Origin of the sequence: Paenibacillus xylanivorans (assembly GCF_001280595.1) — a bacterium.
GTDB classification, from domain to species: Bacteria; Bacillota; Bacilli; order Paenibacillales; family Paenibacillaceae; genus Paenibacillus; species Paenibacillus xylanivorans.
On sequence record NZ_LITU01000074.1, the window covers coordinates 13,449 to 31,066 of the forward strand.

Annotated in this window: 14 protein-coding genes and 2 pseudogenes; 6 read left to right on the forward strand and 10 right to left on the reverse strand. The window is 39.3% G+C overall.

The window, feature by feature from the left end; translation table 11 throughout:
- Positions 1-1,045 precede the first annotated feature (1,045 nt).
- From AMS66_RS23130 to AMS66_RS23145, 4 genes and pseudogenes are all read right to left on the reverse strand, one after another.
- Positions 1,046-1,351 (reverse strand): S-layer homology domain-containing protein, encoded by a 306-nt coding sequence (locus AMS66_RS23130; protein WP_053783042.1) that lies wholly within the window; start codon positions 1,349-1,351, stop codon positions 1,046-1,048.
- A 451-nt stretch (positions 1,352-1,802) separates the two neighbouring features.
- The gene (locus AMS66_RS23135; RefSeq protein WP_053783043.1) at positions 1,803-2,147 is read right to left on the reverse strand and encodes a hypothetical protein; all 345 of its coding nucleotides are present in this window, start codon (positions 2,145-2,147) and stop codon (positions 1,803-1,805) included.
- A gap of 365 nt (positions 2,148-2,512) precedes the next feature.
- Positions 2,513-2,845 (reverse strand): annotated as a pseudogene (locus tag AMS66_RS23140) (carbohydrate ABC transporter permease); the annotation flags it as partial.
- A 258-nt stretch (positions 2,846-3,103) separates the two neighbouring features.
- Positions 3,104-3,667, reverse strand: coding sequence for a PadR family transcriptional regulator (locus AMS66_RS23145; RefSeq protein WP_053783044.1), 564 nt, complete (start codon positions 3,665-3,667; stop codon positions 3,104-3,106).
- Between the two features lie 196 nt (positions 3,668-3,863).
- On the opposite strand from AMS66_RS23145, the gene AMS66_RS23150 reads away from it, so the two are divergent.
- Positions 3,864-5,003 (forward strand): alpha/beta hydrolase family protein, encoded by a 1,140-nt coding sequence (locus AMS66_RS23150; RefSeq protein WP_236703592.1) that lies wholly within the window; start codon positions 3,864-3,866, stop codon positions 5,001-5,003.
- Between the two features lie 460 nt (positions 5,004-5,463).
- Positions 5,464-5,646: pseudogene (locus AMS66_RS34105) on the forward strand (EamA family transporter); the annotation flags it as partial.
- A gap of 257 nt (positions 5,647-5,903) precedes the next feature.
- On the opposite strand, the gene AMS66_RS23160 reads toward AMS66_RS34105, so the two are convergent.
- Complete coding sequence (locus tag AMS66_RS23160) at positions 5,904-7,355, reverse strand: amidohydrolase family protein (RefSeq protein ID WP_053783046.1); 1,452 nt, start codon at positions 7,353-7,355, stop codon at positions 5,904-5,906.
- Positions 7,356-7,942: 587 nt separating this feature from the next.
- Positions 7,943-8,614 carry an NAD(P)H-dependent oxidoreductase gene (locus AMS66_RS23165; protein ID WP_053783047.1) on the reverse strand — a complete coding sequence of 224 codons (672 nt, stop codon included), beginning with the start codon at positions 8,612-8,614 and terminating at the stop codon, positions 7,943-7,945.
- 237 nt (positions 8,615-8,851) lie between these two features.
- On the opposite strand from AMS66_RS23165, the gene AMS66_RS23170 reads away from it, so the two are divergent.
- Both AMS66_RS23170 and AMS66_RS23175 read left to right on the forward strand, forming a co-directional pair.
- On the forward strand, positions 8,852-9,205 hold the full coding sequence (locus AMS66_RS23170) for a winged helix-turn-helix transcriptional regulator (RefSeq protein ID WP_053783048.1): 354 nt from the start codon (positions 8,852-8,854) through the stop codon (positions 9,203-9,205).
- Positions 9,206-10,451: 1,246 nt separating this feature from the next.
- Positions 10,452-10,970: an NAD(P)H-dependent oxidoreductase gene (locus AMS66_RS23175; RefSeq protein WP_053783049.1), complete on the forward strand. Its 519-nt coding sequence runs from the start codon at positions 10,452-10,454 to the stop codon at positions 10,968-10,970.
- Between the two features lie 99 nt (positions 10,971-11,069).
- On the opposite strand, the gene AMS66_RS23180 is transcribed toward AMS66_RS23175, so the two are convergent.
- Positions 11,070-11,411, reverse strand: coding sequence for a winged helix-turn-helix transcriptional regulator (locus AMS66_RS23180; protein ID WP_053783050.1), 342 nt, complete (start codon positions 11,409-11,411; stop codon positions 11,070-11,072).
- 344 nt (positions 11,412-11,755) lie between these two features.
- Between AMS66_RS23180 and AMS66_RS31970 the strand changes: the two genes are divergently transcribed.
- Positions 11,756-12,004 (forward strand): recombinase family protein, encoded by a 249-nt coding sequence (locus AMS66_RS31970; protein ID WP_456238483.1) that lies wholly within the window; start codon positions 11,756-11,758, stop codon positions 12,002-12,004.
- Between the two features lie 90 nt (positions 12,005-12,094).
- Here the strand turns inward: AMS66_RS31970 and AMS66_RS23185 are convergent, their stop codons facing one another.
- On the reverse strand, positions 12,095-12,397 hold the full coding sequence (locus AMS66_RS23185; RefSeq protein ID WP_053783051.1) for a hypothetical protein: 303 nt from the start codon (positions 12,395-12,397) through the stop codon (positions 12,095-12,097).
- An 877-nt stretch (positions 12,398-13,274) separates the two neighbouring features.
- Positions 13,275-14,180, reverse strand: coding sequence for a LysR family transcriptional regulator (locus AMS66_RS23195; protein ID WP_053783053.1), 906 nt, complete (start codon positions 14,178-14,180; stop codon positions 13,275-13,277).
- A gap of 144 nt (positions 14,181-14,324) precedes the next feature.
- Between AMS66_RS23195 and AMS66_RS23200 the strand changes: the two genes are divergently transcribed.
- A complete protein-coding gene (locus AMS66_RS23200; RefSeq protein ID WP_053783054.1) occupies positions 14,325-15,344 on the forward strand; it encodes an alpha/beta fold hydrolase in 1,020 nt (339 codons plus the stop codon).
- Between the two features lie 691 nt (positions 15,345-16,035).
- On the opposite strand, the gene AMS66_RS23205 is transcribed toward AMS66_RS23200, so the two are convergent.
- The gene (locus tag AMS66_RS23205; protein WP_053783055.1) at positions 16,036-17,097 is read right to left on the reverse strand and encodes an alpha/beta hydrolase; all 1,062 of its coding nucleotides are present in this window, start codon (positions 17,095-17,097) and stop codon (positions 16,036-16,038) included.
- Positions 17,098-17,618 lie beyond the last annotated feature (521 nt).

Here is a 17,618-nt window from a genome sequence, read left to right on the forward strand (position 1 = left end):
GACCAATAATATTTCAGATACCCTGTCAATCAAATCTGTGTGGTTTAAAGGTCTGCAACAACTATTTTAATGAGAATTAGCATCTCCTCACAATGTCGTCAAGACGATTGCATACGCCTTTAACGAACCACACAATACCAGTCTATACGTATTAATTATCGGGCCGCCTCTTAAAATCCATATAAAACATTGACCAATCTCGACAAGATAAGGGAATGAAGAGGGTTGTTATTTCCAGTTTCCATGTGTACTATGCTTTTTTTCAACAGTAAATTGTGATCCGGCTCCCAGCTAATTCATTAAGCTATCCTGCCCGTTCGTTTTAGAGATCAACCAATTCTTTCAGGTTGATCTTTTTGTATTAACTTCGAAGATTAGGATAACCGGGTCGAGCGTACCTGACCGTGGGACCAGATCCCGAGCGCTATAATGTTCACCCCTACTTGTCATGACCATGATTGAGGCTGGTTGGGACATCGATCCCGTATCACATGCGATGCTGTGGAACGACAAGGGAGTTTATACTGTTTAGGGCTAGACATATCTAAAGAGGAAATCCACGGACAAGCTTCCTAGATCCGAGGAAAACCATATCGAGAGATTTTTCATTTCGAACATACACGGGATGGTCTTCAGATATTGCTCCAAGTTATTCAGGACATCGAAATATGAATCAGGTCTTCGGCCTAAAATGATTCTGTAAGCAACTGGGACTATCAAAGCCCTGTCGTTCAATTACTAGAGGAGTATCACTATGTATTTATCGTTATCAATCCGCTTATTTCAAATCGAATTCTAAAATCAAATCTTCGTAAAATGAAAACGGATGCTGCTGGCGCATCGGTAATGGGAACAAGTTCTTGTCCTTGGTTCGGGACAAGAACTTGTTCCGATAAAACAAAAATAACGACATTCACATTCCCAAGTTTGTTGTCTATTCCAACCTATTTATGTCGGGGTTTTAGAGGCTGTTATGAAAAGGAACTATATTTGCGATTATATTTAAATCATCATCATCTAAACGGAAAAGGAAAAATGTTCTTGTTTACGATATTCTCCAATTGCTCGACTCCCGTCCCTCGACTTTAGTTCGAATGAAGGAAAGAAATTTGATTCGGCCTGCTTTGCTTGCGGCGTCAACGTACTCGGTGTACCATTTACCGTTCGTGTATCCATCGACATAGCCTTTTGATACGATTTTGGTAATGGCACTGGAGCCCCAGTGGGTCGATTTCACGTCGGAAAATTGAGTTGTAGCGGCTTGCGCGTTAGGTGTCGTGATGCCCAACGTGCCTACCATAAGTGCTGCTTCCAGTGCGACTCCTGCGATTTTGGTGAATTGTTTTTTCATGGTACTCTATCCTTTTGATTAGGCTCTCTGGGAGAACAACCCTCTATATTCATTATAGTCATCATGGGCTTATCGGTTTGCTTCTCTATTTTGTAAAGGTAAATATACATATCTTTCCACGTCTTTTTCGTGCTCAAATCATTCTTCTACGCGGCCGCAACTTCGATGCGTCGCGATCGTGATATTTGATCCCGGTTCTTGGGCTGGGACAATTATCAAAAGCAATTAATGTTCCTGAGGGGATTGAACATCGTCCCTTAAGGTATACAAAAAAGGATCGTCAGCATTTCTGCAACGATCCCTATTGTCAGTCCGCAAGTTGAAAACAGCAGCTGGTCACTTTGATGCCTTCTTAGTTTTATTGAGCTAACGTATGCCGTTAGCGTAATCATTTTTTAACCAAGGTTCACTCCCCCAGATAGACTTCCTGGCAAGGAAAAATATGTTTTCATTAATGCAGAAGGAAATTCAGTACTGTTAAGAGGCGAATCTTTAGGTAATATTCCCGCATCAAATTCCCATATGCCTTCTTTCCCCCATTTATTAATGATTCCAATGCTCTTCCGTCCGTAGCTTCATTTGTGGAAAATACTCCGATATTTTTAAACCCCTTTGAGAATTCCTCCATCGTTATCCATAGGAAGGATTTGTGTTCTTCTTTCAGTTGTCCCATTCGATTTTCAATATCTGCTGTCAAAAATAGCAAACTGATTTCTATCCAAGTATCTTGCAAATCATCTGTTTCCGCTGGAGTCCATCCTGTTACATATGCGTCGGATATGAAGTTGGTACTCATTTACCGTAAATAAGCAAACTCCGCTTTCGTAGACTTGCCACAGTTTGTATGGAAGAAACACATCCCACCTTAAATTGGAGAACACGAAGAATGTCAAAGACACGGGAGTGAGAATCGCTAGAGTTACATAGAGACGTGCGCATCTAGAATGAATTAAATGCTGGACATTACATCTTTGTTCCTGCATACCCCTTGCTACATTCCCCAGCTACTAGCCTTCCTTGTATTTATATTTTTCAAAACTACTACAGGGTGATAGGATTTGAGCCATCTTTACTTGCTGATTCCCCGCCACCACTTCCACTGCAGGCTGCGAGCTGACTGAGTAAGAGACCAGCTGAAAGCAGTGTTACTGCAGTTTTTTCCCCTTTAACAAAGTACTTCTGCAAGAAAGGGTAAACAATGAGAATAGGCACTGTTGCGATGATGGTAATCGCCATTTTAACAGCGTCAGGAGATACTTGTGACATCAGTTGCGACATGTTTTCCCCACGTATATTGTTCGAGTTTGTGGTTGTACTCTGAAGCACTTTCACAAGCTCATACTGCAAGGTCGTTAGGGAGTCATTCGAACCATTATAAAGGTACGTATCAAACCAAGAATTCCATTGCCCGACAGCAAGGAACAAGGCTACCGTTGCAAGAGCAGGCTTGGTGAGCGGGAGTATGACACGCCAGTAAATGGTGAAATCGTTTGCCTAAGACAAGTAAAGATTTGTTTAGATAACATTCTAATTGGAGATGACATAATGTTCTTGTCCCTCGGCACACACACAATAAAAAAACCGTTGATTTAGTCCAACGGGTTTTAAAAACTCAATTTTTCCACATGTTTATCAACTCTGGGTTGCTCATAACAAACATTGCAATCTTCTGAGGTGTAAAAGAAACCATGGATTGAGCGACTCTCAATGTTCTTGTTGTTCGACATGGAACAATGAGTGCTTAGCTGTTTTCTAAGTGTCTACGCTTTTGGCACGTAAATGCTGCTTTAACACCTCATATATCCTATTACACCAGAGTATACCTGCCTTCTCGAAATTAATCCCCATTTCTATGACAGAAATTGTAGAGAATATCGGATGATTAACGTCAGGGTTCTGTTCTTGAAAAGACGAAATTCTCTCCTTATAATCCTTCAGCATGCGTTCATGTTGTTCTTTTTTCTTCAGTATCAGCTCAATTAATGCATCCGGACTTACTAACCAAGAACTGTACTGTTTCAACAGAAAGGAGTCTGTATCACCAACCTCAGGAAGCTCTAACACCCATGACTTTAAGGCGTCAATGCCACTAGGCATAATTCTGTAGATTTTTCGGGGTGGACGATAGGACTCTTGTTCGATAGCTTGCAGTTCAATAAATCCGGCTTCCTCCAGTTTAGAAAGAGAAGGATAAAGCTGATTATTGTTAATTTTGTAGAAATGGGTAATTCTGTTGTTGATCTGTTGCTTCATTTCATAACCGCTTAACGGTTCTCGTGCCAACAATCCTAATATGGTGTACTGGATATTATTCATGAGTTTACCTCTCTATCTCTGAGTTCGATTCTACCCATTCAAATTTATAGGTTAATTATAACATAAAACAATATTGACACAATCAATGAGAAGAGTTATTATCTCTAATAGGTTATACTTAACATATGTAAGGAGTGTACTAATCATAAAACTTATTTTCGATGATCAGACTTTTTCGTTCGAATTACTTCGTACAATGGGTTACACAGCTTTTGGAGGAGCGGACGTAGGCGAATGCCTATCTACTGCTTATCGAATCGAAGAAGGCAATTTTGAAAGCTGGTATGAGGAATGGCTTAAAACAGCAATCCGGGTTCATCAGGAAGCTGAAGAGAGCAATAAGCAAGGCTGTAAGACCAGCGCGAGAGAATTCTATTTGCGTGCATCTAATTATTACCGTACTGCTGAATTTTTTCTCCATGGTAATCCGGGGGACAAACGTATTCTTGAAACATGGAGATTGAGCCAGAGCACATTCAGGCAGGCACTTTCTTTACTTGATCAACATTGGGAGATTGTGTCTATTCCATATGAAGATACGGAATTACCGGGTTACTTGTACTTAGCCGGGAATCATCCTGGCCCTGTCCTGATTGTTCACGGTGGATATGATTCCACTGCGGAAGAGCTTTATTTCCAAGTCGTTATTTCTGCTTTAGAAAGAGGATATCATTGCTTGGTGTTCGAGGGTCCAGGACAAGGGTCAGTTATTCGCGAGCAGCGAATTCCATTTAGACATGACTGGGAGGCTGTTGTAACTCCAGTGGTCGATTACCTAACCAAGCGTCCAGAAATCTTATCCGACAAAATTGCGTTAATGGGTATTAGTTTAGGTGGGTATTTGGCTCCGCGCGCAGCAGCTTATGAAAGCAGGCTAGCTGCATGCATAGCAAATGACGGTTTATTCTCCTTTCAAGTGGGGGCAATGGCTGGAGCGATAGGTGTAAATGTGAGTGGTAATTCGGATTTAAGTTCATCAGAAACGGAGAACTTTATCGCGTCGATTATGGCCAAAGATACAGGCATTCGATGGGGGATAGAAAATGGAAAGTTCACGTTCTTAGCAACGAGTCTGGAAGAACTCGTGCACAAAACAGAACCCTTTACCTTAGAGGGAGTTGCTGAGCAAATCAAGTGTCCGGTACTCGTTTGCGAAGCTGAACATGATCACGCCTTTGCAGGACAACCCGAACAATTGTACAAATCTTTAAGGGGTCCCAAAACGTATTTGAAGTTTACTGCTGAAGATTCTGCTGAAGAACATTGCCACTTTGGAGCATTAAAATTGGCTAACCACCGCATATTCACTTGGTTAGATCATGTTTTGAATAAATAATGATTAAGTATTTTTAAAAGAATAACGATAATATGTATTACATCATCTCTTAAATTTCTTTCCAAACCACGGGAAAAAGGCGTTTGTGTTTTTCTTATGTTATCACAAAGCTGCCTGTCCCATATGTATGTTCTGTCTTTTACAGTAAAGGAATCAAGTTCTTGTCCTCGAATGAGGACAAGAACTTGTACCGAAAAAATAAAAAACCAGTTAAATTAGCGACTTTCAATGGACTATGTTAGTGTCCCTCAACATGTAATAAGTTTCTTCTCTTCTTACAGTTATAGTAATTGACATTGCTCAAGGTACTTTTATAATTTAATGTAACGGAATATTTTAACTAAAACCTATTTGGGATGATGTGGACTACTGGAGAGTAATCTCTATTTTCGCCACGCAAAGGCCGTACGGTCATTTGTGTGGTTTTTTTTGCGTTCAAAAAAAGGAGGAGAATAACTTGATGAAATTATGGCACTATGCATTAATCGTTTTTTTAGGAGGCTGCAGTTATGGGGTTTTATCCACTTTTGTTAAATTGGCATATGCAGCAAGTTTCACCGTATCAGTAGTAACCGGCGGACAGTATTTCTTCGGCGTTGTACTCACTTGGCTAAAAACCATAAATTCGAGGCCCTTAAAATTAGAACTCAGATTTTAAGGTTAGATAAATGGCCAGACTTTCAATGAATGTTGTTTGTCCTCTCGAAAAAACCGTCCTCACGACGATCTTTGTTACCTCAATACAGCTACTCGAGCACTATCCCCTTGCAAACTTGCCTTCTCATCGGAACCCTAATAATCCCCAAAAATAGACAATACCCTTCCATTTCTTATTCAGGAAGGGAAGGGCTTGATAATATTAATGATTATGAAGAATTGCTTTATTGGCAAATGGCCGGATCATTCCAGCTTATCTTTTATATCGGCAACCTGTATCACGGGATATGTTTTAACCGATTGGTCTAAAGTTTGCTTCTCCATTAACTTTCCGTCCAAGACAACCGCGGATATGCTTGTCGTGTTCCGAATGTCCTCCAGCGGGTTCTTATCAAGCAGCACGAGATCGGCGAGCTTTCCTTCTTCTACAGTTCCTAGCTCCTGCTCTCTATCCAAATATCGTGAAGGGTTCAGCGTTGCTGTCTGCAAGGCCTGCAGCGGGGTAAGTCCTCCCCTTTTTACTAACATTTCGAGTTCGTCGTGCAAAGAAACACCGTATATAAAGTTCGTCATTTCGTAGCTGGAATCGGTGCCTGCAAGCATCGGTACTCCGGCATCGTTCAACTTTTGGACCATACCTGGCGTTGTAGAATTAATAGCCGCCATTAATTCCGTTTGTTCGGGAGGAGTCGCGCTAATCACTTCAGCCCAGTATTCCTGTACAGCAGTCGGTACGTATTTGGAACGCGGATCGATTTCAGTTTTTGCCATATTCAAATAGGTAACCATGGTCGGTACAGGCCAGACTTCTTTTTCTTTGAAAGTGCGGAAGAGCTTGTCTGCCTTTTCAGAATCATAGTGTTGGGAAGCCTCTATTTCTGCCAACGAGTAACCGAGCAAATCACTCATGTCGGCATTTTCAAAAATATCATCCTCAATGCTCGAAGTAGCAATAAACAAACCGTGCAAGTGTTCAATGCTCTTGAATCCCAGTTGAACAGCTTCGCTAGCCCGCACCTCTACTGGTAAATGACCGCCTACCGGCAAACCGAATTTTTTGGCTTCGTCCATGACCGCCAGAAACAGAGAACGCGGCAGCCAGGAGTACACCTTGATAAGACTTGCGCCTTTCTCCGCATTAAGACGTACGGCTTCGCGAGCTTCTTCCGCTGTTTTTAAGTAAACCATATGAGGGGCTTCATCAGCCGGACCCCCATTTAAGATCATACCCGCATAGACAAGATGCGGAGCCGTCATACCGGCTTGAATACTTTTATTCCACTGATCGACGTTTGTGAGTGATGCCCCCATCTCCCTTACTCCAGTCACTCCGTTAGCCAGTAAGAGTGGTAAAGCATTTTTATAATTTTCTTCCAGATGGACGTGCATATCCCACAGGCCAGGAATGACATACTGTCCCTTAGCATCCCTTACCTGTGCGAAATCGGGGATGTCCACGTCCTCGCTGTTTCCAATGTGATTAATCTTATTTTCGGTAATGGTAATCGTCTGATCACTGACCAACTTACCGGATCTTACATCCACGATCGTCGCATGCTGAATCACCAGCGTCTGCTTAGACTCAGGCTCATTGTTTGCATAATTGGGATCTGTGCATCCTGTTAACAGAATTAATAATGCCATGAATCCAAATAGTAACTTCCTTAAATATCGCTTTTCCTCTATTAAACTCATCTTTGTCCTCCTCGTAGTTATGAATCGTTGTGGGTATGATTTAATCGTAAAGTATAAATCCTGCTTATTTATTAACAAATCCTTACAAAAACCTTACAGTTGAATCGGTGAAAGGAATCCATTGATGCGATAGCAACCGAGTTCTGACAAATGTTAAATCCGAGTGTGTACAACGTCCCTCTCTGCTTTCTGTCTGTCCTGTATTTATACTGCCTATTGCGGTTTTAACTACATCATTTTTTATTTAGATATCCATCTAATCGGCAATCGGACTATGTTTTTGTCCATTCCGGCAATCGGTACAAGTTCTTGTCCTTAGCTCGTGACACGAACTTGTACCGTTAAAACAAAAAAAACCGCTATATTAGCGACTTCAATGGGATTATGTTCTTGTCCCTCGACAAAAATAAAGAACGTAATAATCTTACCCTAAATCGTCATCATCACGCCTGTTCGAATTGTTCTTCTCGAATATTTATCACTATAGTCTACTCAGAAAATTTCTAAAGCAAAAAGACTGCGCTTTGGGTCGCAGTCTTTTTGGTCGGCCACATTTTACGTGTCGTCAAGGCGATTTTCCAATCATTTTATGACCAGCTTACAATTTGATCCATATTGCTTCTTGTTTTAGCTCGTTTGGGTTCTTCGTTGCGGTATCCAAAAGCAACCATCACGGATGCCTTCAAGTTACCTCCCTGTAACAAACCTTCTTCTTCCAAAATCTGATCGACTGCTGCATAGTCAAATCCTTCAATCGGACAAGAATCGATTCCGGTTAAAGCAGCGGCGGTCATCATATTCCCCATAGCAATATAGGTTTGCTTCGCAGACCATTCATACAATAACCGTTCATCTCCCAGCAAACCACGGACTTCCTGAACATCTTTTAATACGCCAGAGAAATATGTAACAATCTCTTCGGGCATGTTTTGCACATTTTTCATTTGATCAAGCACATATTCCGAATCATATCTTACATCTGTCTGGGCGAGAATGATCAGAAAATGACTCGCAGTGTCCAATTGGCCCTGGGCACCTGGTGAAACTTTTTTCAGCTTACTTCGTAATTCCGGATTTTGCACAACGACAAACTTCCACGGTTCCAAACCAATCGAGCTGGGAGATAACCTTCCCGTTTCTAGAATATAGTTAAAATCATCCTCGGATATTTTCTTGGTTGTATCAAAAGTTTGGGCAGCATGTCTGTATTGAAAAGCCAAAATAACTTGTTCTTTACTAACGGTTATCATTGTGTTCATCAGTGTGATCTCCTCTTTTTTTTATTTACTTCCAAGTAATTTTCCATTGTGGTGCCTGCTGTTATAAATATGGTTTGGTAACTAAATGATTCATATGCTCCCTCCATCTCTTTTACATTGTTCAAATAATGATCTATGATAGAAGTCTATCGTACAATAGTATTATAGAAGTATCTTCAGAGAGTTTCTACGCTATTAGAGTAGCGTTAGTATGCACTTGGATACCGGAGGAATGCTATGAATTATACCAATGAATTATTAGAAGAATGTGGCTTTACAAGCGCTCAAAAGATATTGTCCGGGAAATGGTCCATGCTGATCATTCTTCTTTTACAGGAGAGAACGATGCGATTTAATGAAATTCAACGCTTTTTTCCAGACATTACACATGCAACCTTAACCAAACAGCTTCGCATGTTGGAGGAGTATGGAGTTGTTGTTCGGAACGTGTACTCTCAAATACCACCAAAAGTCGAGTATTCATTGAGCGACATCGGGAAAAAACTCGAGCCAATATTAGATTCGGTCATGGTTTGGGGGAGGGAATATAAGGAATATCAAAATACCTCTACAATAAAAGAAAAATTGTGATAGCCATTTTCTTGTAAGCATTTTGCAAACATATAAGCTATGTGCCGGAGGATTTGCTGTTCACAACAGCTTGTTTATCGTGCGGGTACAATTGTTCTAGCCAATCCCTTTTTCAGCCCTTGTATTCTCAGAGCGCAAAAGAGATGAAGGCAAACCTCATAAAGTGGCATTGGTAGCATGTGCGAATAAGCTAGTTCATTGGTTATATGCTATTTTAAAAAATCAAGAAATCGTTTCGCTCGGCATAACAAAGTTAGGGTATAACCTTCCAATTAGACACGGATTGGAAGGTTATTTGGCATTTTTAAAAAATATAACACAAGCTCTCGAGTTGTTTTGCTGGGAATGTTGACAAGCTATTAGCTGGTATAGTTGAATAAAAGCAGCCAATCACGCTTGGTGAAGTGCCCCCTTAAAGTTAGAGAAATATATTTATGCAACCTAATTGGCAAGAGCTTAGTATTGTCCGGGCTCATGCCTATTAATTTGTACAAGTTCTTGTCCTTCACCACGCTTATTCCTATACCAACGTGTAGCTTTATTGATACCTAGCCATCTCTGTTTACCTCTCCTCAAAGTAATTGTTCCATAACGATGTGAAAATTGTCATGTATCATGTTGTTTATTGTGGTTTTAACTACATGCGCTTAGTATTTAGATATCCATCTAATCGGTAATCGGAACATGTTCTTGTCCATTTCGGCAATCGGTACAAGTTCTTGTCCTTGACTCGGGACACAAACTTGTACCGATAAAATAAAAAAGCCGCTAAAATAGCGACTTCCAATGGTATCATGTTTTTGTCCTTCGACAATTGTTCGGCAAAAAGTCCACATGCGCACTTTTCTCAGAATCAGTATTATCTTCTATCGTACTTAAAGCTCCAGAGAGCATCTTTTAATACTTGAGAAACATCATCAATTATTGAAGATAATTCTAATCGTGAATTTGGAATTAACCATCCTCCAACCAAATAAAATGTGAACTTTTTTTGTAGTTAGCCGGTTGGCATTCACTCACTCGTACCTCCTCCAAAAGTATGAACAAAGCAGGGGTCCTTCCCTCCCCAAGCTTTATCGAATAAATTATAGAAATTGCTCATTTTACTTTGTAATTCAAATAATTGAACTACATATTTGTAATACTAACCTTTATGACAGTACCTGTATTAAAGGTGCGTTGTATACGTCCTTTGTTATCTTTATACTCAAAAAATGAATGAATAAAGCATATGGAGGTCAAATCATTGAAAACTCTTGTTATAGTCGCACACCCAAGTATAGAAACATCCGTCATTAACAAACGATGGGTAGAGGAATTGAAAAAGTATCCAAAAAAGTATAAAATTCATGAATTGTATATGGTTTATCCTGATGGAAACATAGATGTAGAAAAAGAGCAAAAATTAATTGAAACGCATAATAATCTAGTATTGCAGTTTCCTATATATTGGTTTAATTGTCCGCCTCTTTTAAAAAAATGGCTTGACGATGTATTTACTTACAATTGGGCTTATGGGTCAAAAGGCGATAAACTAAAGTATCGTAAGGTTGCACTTTGCGTTTCTGCTGGAATCAAAAAAGAAGATTATCGTGAAGCAGGAAGATATAAGTATACACTTGAACAAATATTAGTTCCGTTTGAAATGTCCTTCCATTATTGCCAAGCTGATTATCGTTCATTCTTTGCGTTTCATGGTACTGATAATACGAGCGAATTGGAAAAAAGTTCCTTGGATTATTTGAATTTTATTAATAATTTATAATGGTCATCTTCATGAAGTATCAAAAAGAAGTACTCCTAATTCAGAAGATGCTGCTTTTTGATATAATCTAGATTATTATGATTTTCATAATTCAACGCTTTACGTTGGCATACCGTTTTTCTCTCCCCACTCGCACATAGCAGTTAATACTGGGATGAGAGAACGACCTCGCTCGGCTAAAGAATATTCCACCTTCGGAGGTATTTGAGGGAATTCTTCTCGTATGATAAGACCATCTTTTTCTAGCTCTTTTAACATTGTACTTAACGTTTTAAAGGAAATATTACCTATAGAACGTTGTAGTTCATTAAACCTCATAACTTTATTCTCAATCAGCCAATATAATATAATCATTTTATATTTGCCTCCTATTAAAGACAACGTATATCCAAAGCCAGTATCTTGTTGTTTCACGCTGGTTGGAACACAGGTTTCGCGCACAAATTACACTCTCCTTTTAAAGTACTCTAGTAAAAAAGCTTTTCTACTTATTATAGAAACTCACTCGTTAGTTCAATATAAATTCAGTTATCTTTTCTGTGAAGCATCTTTATAATAAGGCGAAAATAACTATACCAGTTAAAGAAACCACTGTGTATAACCAAGAAAAATAATCAAAGATAAAGTAAATTATTAATATACAAGCAAAATATCCTGTTGAATAACCTTTAAAAATTTTATCAATTTCACTTCCCTCAACCTTCAAAATATCACATATACTATATCATAAAACATTTATTCTTCTTCAACTAACCTGATGTATAAACTTCGTATAGCATCAGTCATTGTCATTACAGCTTGATGCATTGAATCATTATGAAGTGGATCAGATTTTTGAAGAAAAAGTATCAGGAAAGAGAAAAAACCGTCCCCAATTGAACGAGCTTCTTAAAGTTCTGCGTAAGGGAGATACAGTGGTTATCTATAAATTATATCGTATCAGTAGGAGTACCAAACATTTAATTGAACTCATGGACATCCATCATAATCTTACTTACAGTCAGTGGTTTGAAATTACCTCGTTCATAGTTTAATAATCTAATGGCCTTTATCAATTACAGATTCAAAAAGTAAGAAAAAAAGAAAAACCCTGAAAAAGGGTTTCTCTGAAAGATTCAAATAATCTAATCTTCTTTTAGATTTTGAAGTGCATTAATTAACTCCCCTGTTCTCTCTTCAATTTTTTTGAGTTCATCGATGGACAAAGTATTGTATTCAACAAAAATCAGGTTCCGTAATTCTTTATAGTAAGTTCTTTGCTCTTGAAATAATGGTGTTTCAATGTCTCCGATCGTATTTTTAATCAAACCGTATGATTCAAAGTAATTTTGAATCTTGGTCACATAAACAGTTAGATTATACGTATCTATTTTTTTATCACTCTCAATATAAGCCCCTAATTCCTTTTGGAAATTCCGGCTCTCCATGACGATATGCTTATATGCTGAGTCAGCTGCAATCTCTATATTGTTTTTGAGTACAAAATACCTGTTAAAAAAATAGCTGAGATTAAGAGCACAATCACTGATAATCCTAATATTACATTAGCTGAATTTAGTTTTCACCAACAGATCATCCTTCAATTTTAGTAGTAAGAAACGTTATAGTCTACACTTGCTTTACCCGTATTAGCAGCAAATATAAGAGGCATACCACTTATTGGATTATTGAAAATTCGAATCTCATATTGAGCTATGGCTGAAGTGGTTAACGTTCCCCCCCGTTTTTGGGATATCATAATCATAAGCGATGTATGTTGATGTGCCTTTTGCAGTAGCAGCTTTTGTTGTATTTTTAGTGTCCGTGTTACACACGCCATTGTAATACTTGTCCCCGTCCCTAGTTCACCAACACATTTAATTATGTCCAATCGGTTTTTAGCCTATTCCTATACCAAACGTTCAACCTTACGTGTTTCTGAAGCTTTATCAATTGAGTTAGATGATGTTCTGTGCAAATAACACTGATCCTTCATCTGCTCAATTTCTTTCCAAGATGGTACGCTAATTTTTTTGCTCTCTTCCCTGCTACCTCTAACCAAGAACAGAAGAAATTATCACTGAATTGCATGACTAGTTTTTCAAGAACCCAGGAAAGAATCTCCACATCAAGCCTTTGGTGGATTTTCATTTGGTAACTGACAACTTGATCATCCTTAACTCGACAACAAGAAAGTATTGTTGTCCTACTGGTAGGACAAACATGATTCAATTTGAGATCATGAAATACTAGAAGAATGGGTGCTACTGCCCTTAACCACGTGTGCGAAACGGTGCCTGCTTTATGCCTCATTTATACATAGGCTTACAGTTTATTCTCATTCTGTAAACGAAAAACTTCCCTTGCTGTTTCTATGAAAGATAACATGATTGGTGAAAGCCACTTGTCTTTATGCCACAACATCTGTGTATACACCCGCAAATCCGGAATTTGCCATGGAAGAACAACAAGTTGCCCGCGTTCAACTTCGGCTTCTACAACGATTTCAGGAAGAAAACCGATACCGATTCCCGAGATCGCACATTGTTTAATGGCCTCGGCACTTTGAAACTCTAGATACGTGATGCTATCAATGCCCTCTTTCTCAAATGACCGGTCAAACATCGTTCGATATGGACAACCCTTTTCATTGGTCAGGAATACTTCTCCATGAAAATCTTCCAACTTCAGCATTGTTCGCTTAGCGAGTGGGTGATCTGGAGCCGCTAACAACCGGAATTTTTCTTCTACAAGCGATTCCACGACAAGTCCGTTTGAGCGAATAGGTTCGTCTAGCATATAAACGATATCCGTGGTTCCCTCAAATAACGTTTGCTTGAGCTCTTGATTCGGAACTGAGCGAAAGATCAGGCGAACTCCCGGATGTTGCGAACGAAACCGTTGGAAGACAGGTGGAAGCCGGTAGGAGCAAATAACCTCATTCGCACTTATCGTTAAGGTACCACTTAGTTTTTCATTATCATGGACAGCACTACGAGCTTCGTCCAATTTTTCAAGTACGCCTTGGGCATGCGTTAAAAAGCGTTTGCCCGCAGTTGTAAGAGCGAGTTGCTTGCCCAACCGATCAAAGAGGCGAACACCCAGCTCATCTTCCAATGCTTTAATTTGCATCGTGACGTTGGAAGGAACGTAGCTCAGCACTTCTGCTGCCCTTGTGAAATTTAATGTTGCTGCAACCGTGCAAAACGTATTCAGTTGGCGCAATTCCATTCGATGCTCTCCCTTCATCTTTCAATTTTATTGAATACTACCTTGAATTCTATTCACTTTTATTGAGAGTACCACGGCTCTATACTAAGTACAAGAGATCACACTGAACATGTGGTTTTTCATTTTGAAGGGAGCGACTATACGATGGATTATGAAATTTTTAATTTGGGTGATGTCATCTTACAATCAGGAGTGACGTTACCAAACGCTTATCTCGCTTATAAAACTTACGGAAAATTAAATGAACAGAAAGATAATGTTGTTGTCTATCCAACGGCTTTTGGAGATCAGCATGTTCAAAATGAATGGCTAATTGGCAGCGGGATGGCACTGGATCCAGAGAAATATTTTATTATCGTTCCAAATTTGCTGGGCAATGGACTCTCTTCCTCTCCCAATAACACGCCTCATCCATTTGATCGGGCTAACTTTCCACAGGTAACCATCTATGACAACGTTCGATTACAGCACCAACTGCTGGCCGAAAAATTCGGTATACAAAAGATTGCTCTCGTCGTAGGGTGGTCCATGGGCGGCATTCAAGCATTTCAATGGGGTGCAAGTTACCCAGAGATGGTCGAACGAATTGCACCTTTCGGAGGCATCGCCAAACCATGGCCTCACACATATGTGGTGCTGGAAGGTGTAAAAGCTTCACTGCTATCTGCAGTCGGCTTCGATTCAAGTAAACTAAACCAATTAACTTCTGCAGACATGCGCGCCGTTGGACGGGTCTATGCGGGATGGGGATTATCGCATGCGTTTTATAGAGAGGAACTTTATCATGAGATGGGTTTTGAATCATTGGAGGATTTTGTAGCTGGTGTCTGGGAAAATAGCTTTATGAATATGGATCCGCATAATGTTCTGTCCATGCTATGGACAGGCCAGCATGCAGATATTAGTGACAACCCCTCCTATAACGGAGATTTCGATAAAGCGCTTAAAAGCATAAAAGCTCTTGCCTGCATCATGCCAGGGAGCACGGATCTCTTCTGCACAGCGGACGATAATGAATATGAAGCGGAGCGTATTCCTAATGCTACTTTTAACCCAATACAATCGCTCTGGGGTCATTTTGCCGGTCGTGGGATCAACAGTACCGATAATCAATTTATTGATGACAATCTAAAACACTTGTTGTCACTTAGCACAAAAGTATAGATCGTCACTTGCATTGGATGTCTGTCAAGCATAGCAAGATTCCCTGTTCTTTAGCCCGGTTATTTCTCTCATGAATTAATAACCTAATCAATCGTATTTGAGGTCACCAGAACTTACTGGTTCGACCTCATTTTTCTTTGGTCGTAATTGCTTTAACGAATTCAGCGAACACTGAAATTCTAGTTTAATCCAAATTGAATGACGTTAAGTTCTGTAAACAAATGACTGTAGCATGTCTTAAATTTCAAAAGAAAAACTTGTTTTTTATCGTTCGCATACTTTGAAGTATGTTCACAAAATTCACAATCCTGCCATTAAATGAAGATATTATTATTTGAGCATGTTTTTCCCTCGAGATAGGTTTCTTCATCAAACAAGAACCTTAAATTTATTTTTTCGATAACTTTCAGATTTCAATGTTTAGGATTCCATCTATTTTCGCTAAGTCCCTTTTAATTGTATTGTCAATTTTGGTAATTGGCACAAGTTCTTGTCCTCAGCTCGGGACAAGAACTTGTACCCATATAAAAAAAAGCCGCTAAAATAGCGACTTAGAATGGAACAGTGTTCTTGTCCCGCGACAATAATCGAGCGACGTCTCTGCATATGCCTTTGCATCTTTGTGAATTCCATTATCCTGCCCGTTAGCTTAATAAGAAAAACTAACTATGACTTCGGTAAGATTGATAACCTACCTCTTCTTTTTAACAATGATGCTGGCTACGATAGCAAGTAAAAATAATATTCCGACTCCAATGATTGCAGGATTCATGAATGCTGACTTCTCTGTTTTGTTCTTATCAATATAGTCTGATGTATTGTCAGATGATTTACTACTATCTACATAGTCTGTTGTTTTCTTAGAGGTTTCATTACGATCACCATCTGTACGAGTTGTCTGACCAAAGGAATTATTTACAAAGAGCAGCAGTTTGTCGGCTAATGCTATACGCTCTTGTTTTAGTTTAACAGTCGAATCCTCCTTGGAACGCTTGGAATAACTCCCCTCCTCAGATAACATATCTGTACCATGTTCACTACTATGCAAAATGTTAAACTGCTTTTGTTTTGAAGCAGATGCCTCATAAAGAGCCTTTACTTCATCATAATAACTTCCGGTAGGATCTTCTTCTGATACCGCGAAAAAAGATGGTACTTCTACCTTTTTAACAGCCTCCAGCGCGCTTATTGCCGGATTAACACCAAATTGTCGTGGTGAAGATAATATCCCTAAACCTACTAATTCCGGTATATTTGGCGCAGCGACAGCTGTAGAAGTACCACCAATGGATGCTCCCATAGCCAAGATTTTAGTTGCACCTCGCTCTCTTAAAACCTGAGCAGCAGCCAGTACATCTAAATCTCTACGATAAGTTGCTTCTCCAGATACCGAATCAGAAGGTTCATCATTTCTAAATGCCCAAAGAGTCACCATATACCCTTCCTTTACAAGTCGTTCAGCAAAAGGAAGCCAGCTATCAACCATCCATCCATTTTCATGACCAAGTGTGATACCTTTATTACTATTACCTAATACATAACCCGTTAATTTAACTCCATCTTGCGTAACAAACTCAACAGCATTAGCAGGGTATTTCTCTGGAAGACTTCCTAGAATACCACCTGTAGGTACATCTTTTCCAGTTGCTACAATGATGCTTGTTTCATTTTTATCTTCAGCAAATACAACGGTAGGTAAAAACATTACCAATATACAAAGTATTGTAATAAGATGCATAGCTTTTCTTTTCAACTTAAATCATCTCTTTCTTCTCGTATTCTGAATGGTGAAATATTGCATATAACGTTTCATATTATTTCTATTATTCTTTAATATCTTATCAGATTGTCGCACTGAGAGATGCGTTTTATGAGAATAGCCTATAGCTGGAGAGTTGTCAAATGTCCTCATTGATCTATATTTTCAATTCACGTAAGGCACCTCTTCGACTTCAAACTATAACCTGGAATGAGTCAACTGAAGTTTACTCGTTTCACTGTCTCGTCCATGAGTGTCGTTTGCCGCTTCATTCTCATGAGTCCCACGACAAATATAGCAGCAATTGCGCATGATGTGGCTAACGTCCCCATTTCCAAGCGAATACCGTTCTCTTCTTCGAATTAGAGAAGCATACCAATGTTTATCAGCGTATGGAGTATTATTCTCTACGCTAACCTGCTCGTTAACTTAATGAATTAACGAGGAAAAGAACCGTTTAGTTATATGCCTAATCAGTAATCGGACCATGTTCTTATCCATTTCGGCAATCGGTA

Coding starts and splice junctions, on each gene's coding strand:
- AMS66_RS23195 (WP_053783053.1), bottom strand. CDS start 14,180: ATGGAATTGCGCCAACTGAATACGTTTTGCACGGTTGCAGCAACATTA.
- AMS66_RS23160 (WP_053783046.1), bottom strand. CDS start 7,355: ATGAGTTTAATAGAGGAAAAGCGATATTTAAGGAAGTTACTATTTGGA.
- AMS66_RS23130 (WP_053783042.1), bottom strand. CDS start 1,351: ATGAAAAAACAATTCACCAAAATCGCAGGAGTCGCACTGGAAGCAGCA.
- AMS66_RS23145 (WP_053783044.1), bottom strand. CDS start 3,667: ATGAATAATATCCAGTACACCATATTAGGATTGTTGGCACGAGAACCG.
- AMS66_RS23135 (WP_053783043.1), bottom strand. CDS start 2,147: ATGAGTACCAACTTCATATCCGACGCATATGTAACAGGATGGACTCCA.
- AMS66_RS23200 (WP_053783054.1), top strand. CDS start 14,325: ATGGATTATGAAATTTTTAATTTGGGTGATGTCATCTTACAATCAGGA.
- AMS66_RS23185 (WP_053783051.1), bottom strand. CDS start 12,397: ATGGAGAGCCGGAATTTCCAAAAGGAATTAGGGGCTTATATTGAGAGT.
- AMS66_RS23150 (WP_236703592.1), top strand. CDS start 3,864: ATGGGTTACACAGCTTTTGGAGGAGCGGACGTAGGCGAATGCCTATCT.
- AMS66_RS23170 (WP_053783048.1), top strand. CDS start 8,852: ATGAATTATACCAATGAATTATTAGAAGAATGTGGCTTTACAAGCGCT.
- AMS66_RS23165 (WP_053783047.1), bottom strand. CDS start 8,614: ATGAACACAATGATAACCGTTAGTAAAGAACAAGTTATTTTGGCTTTT.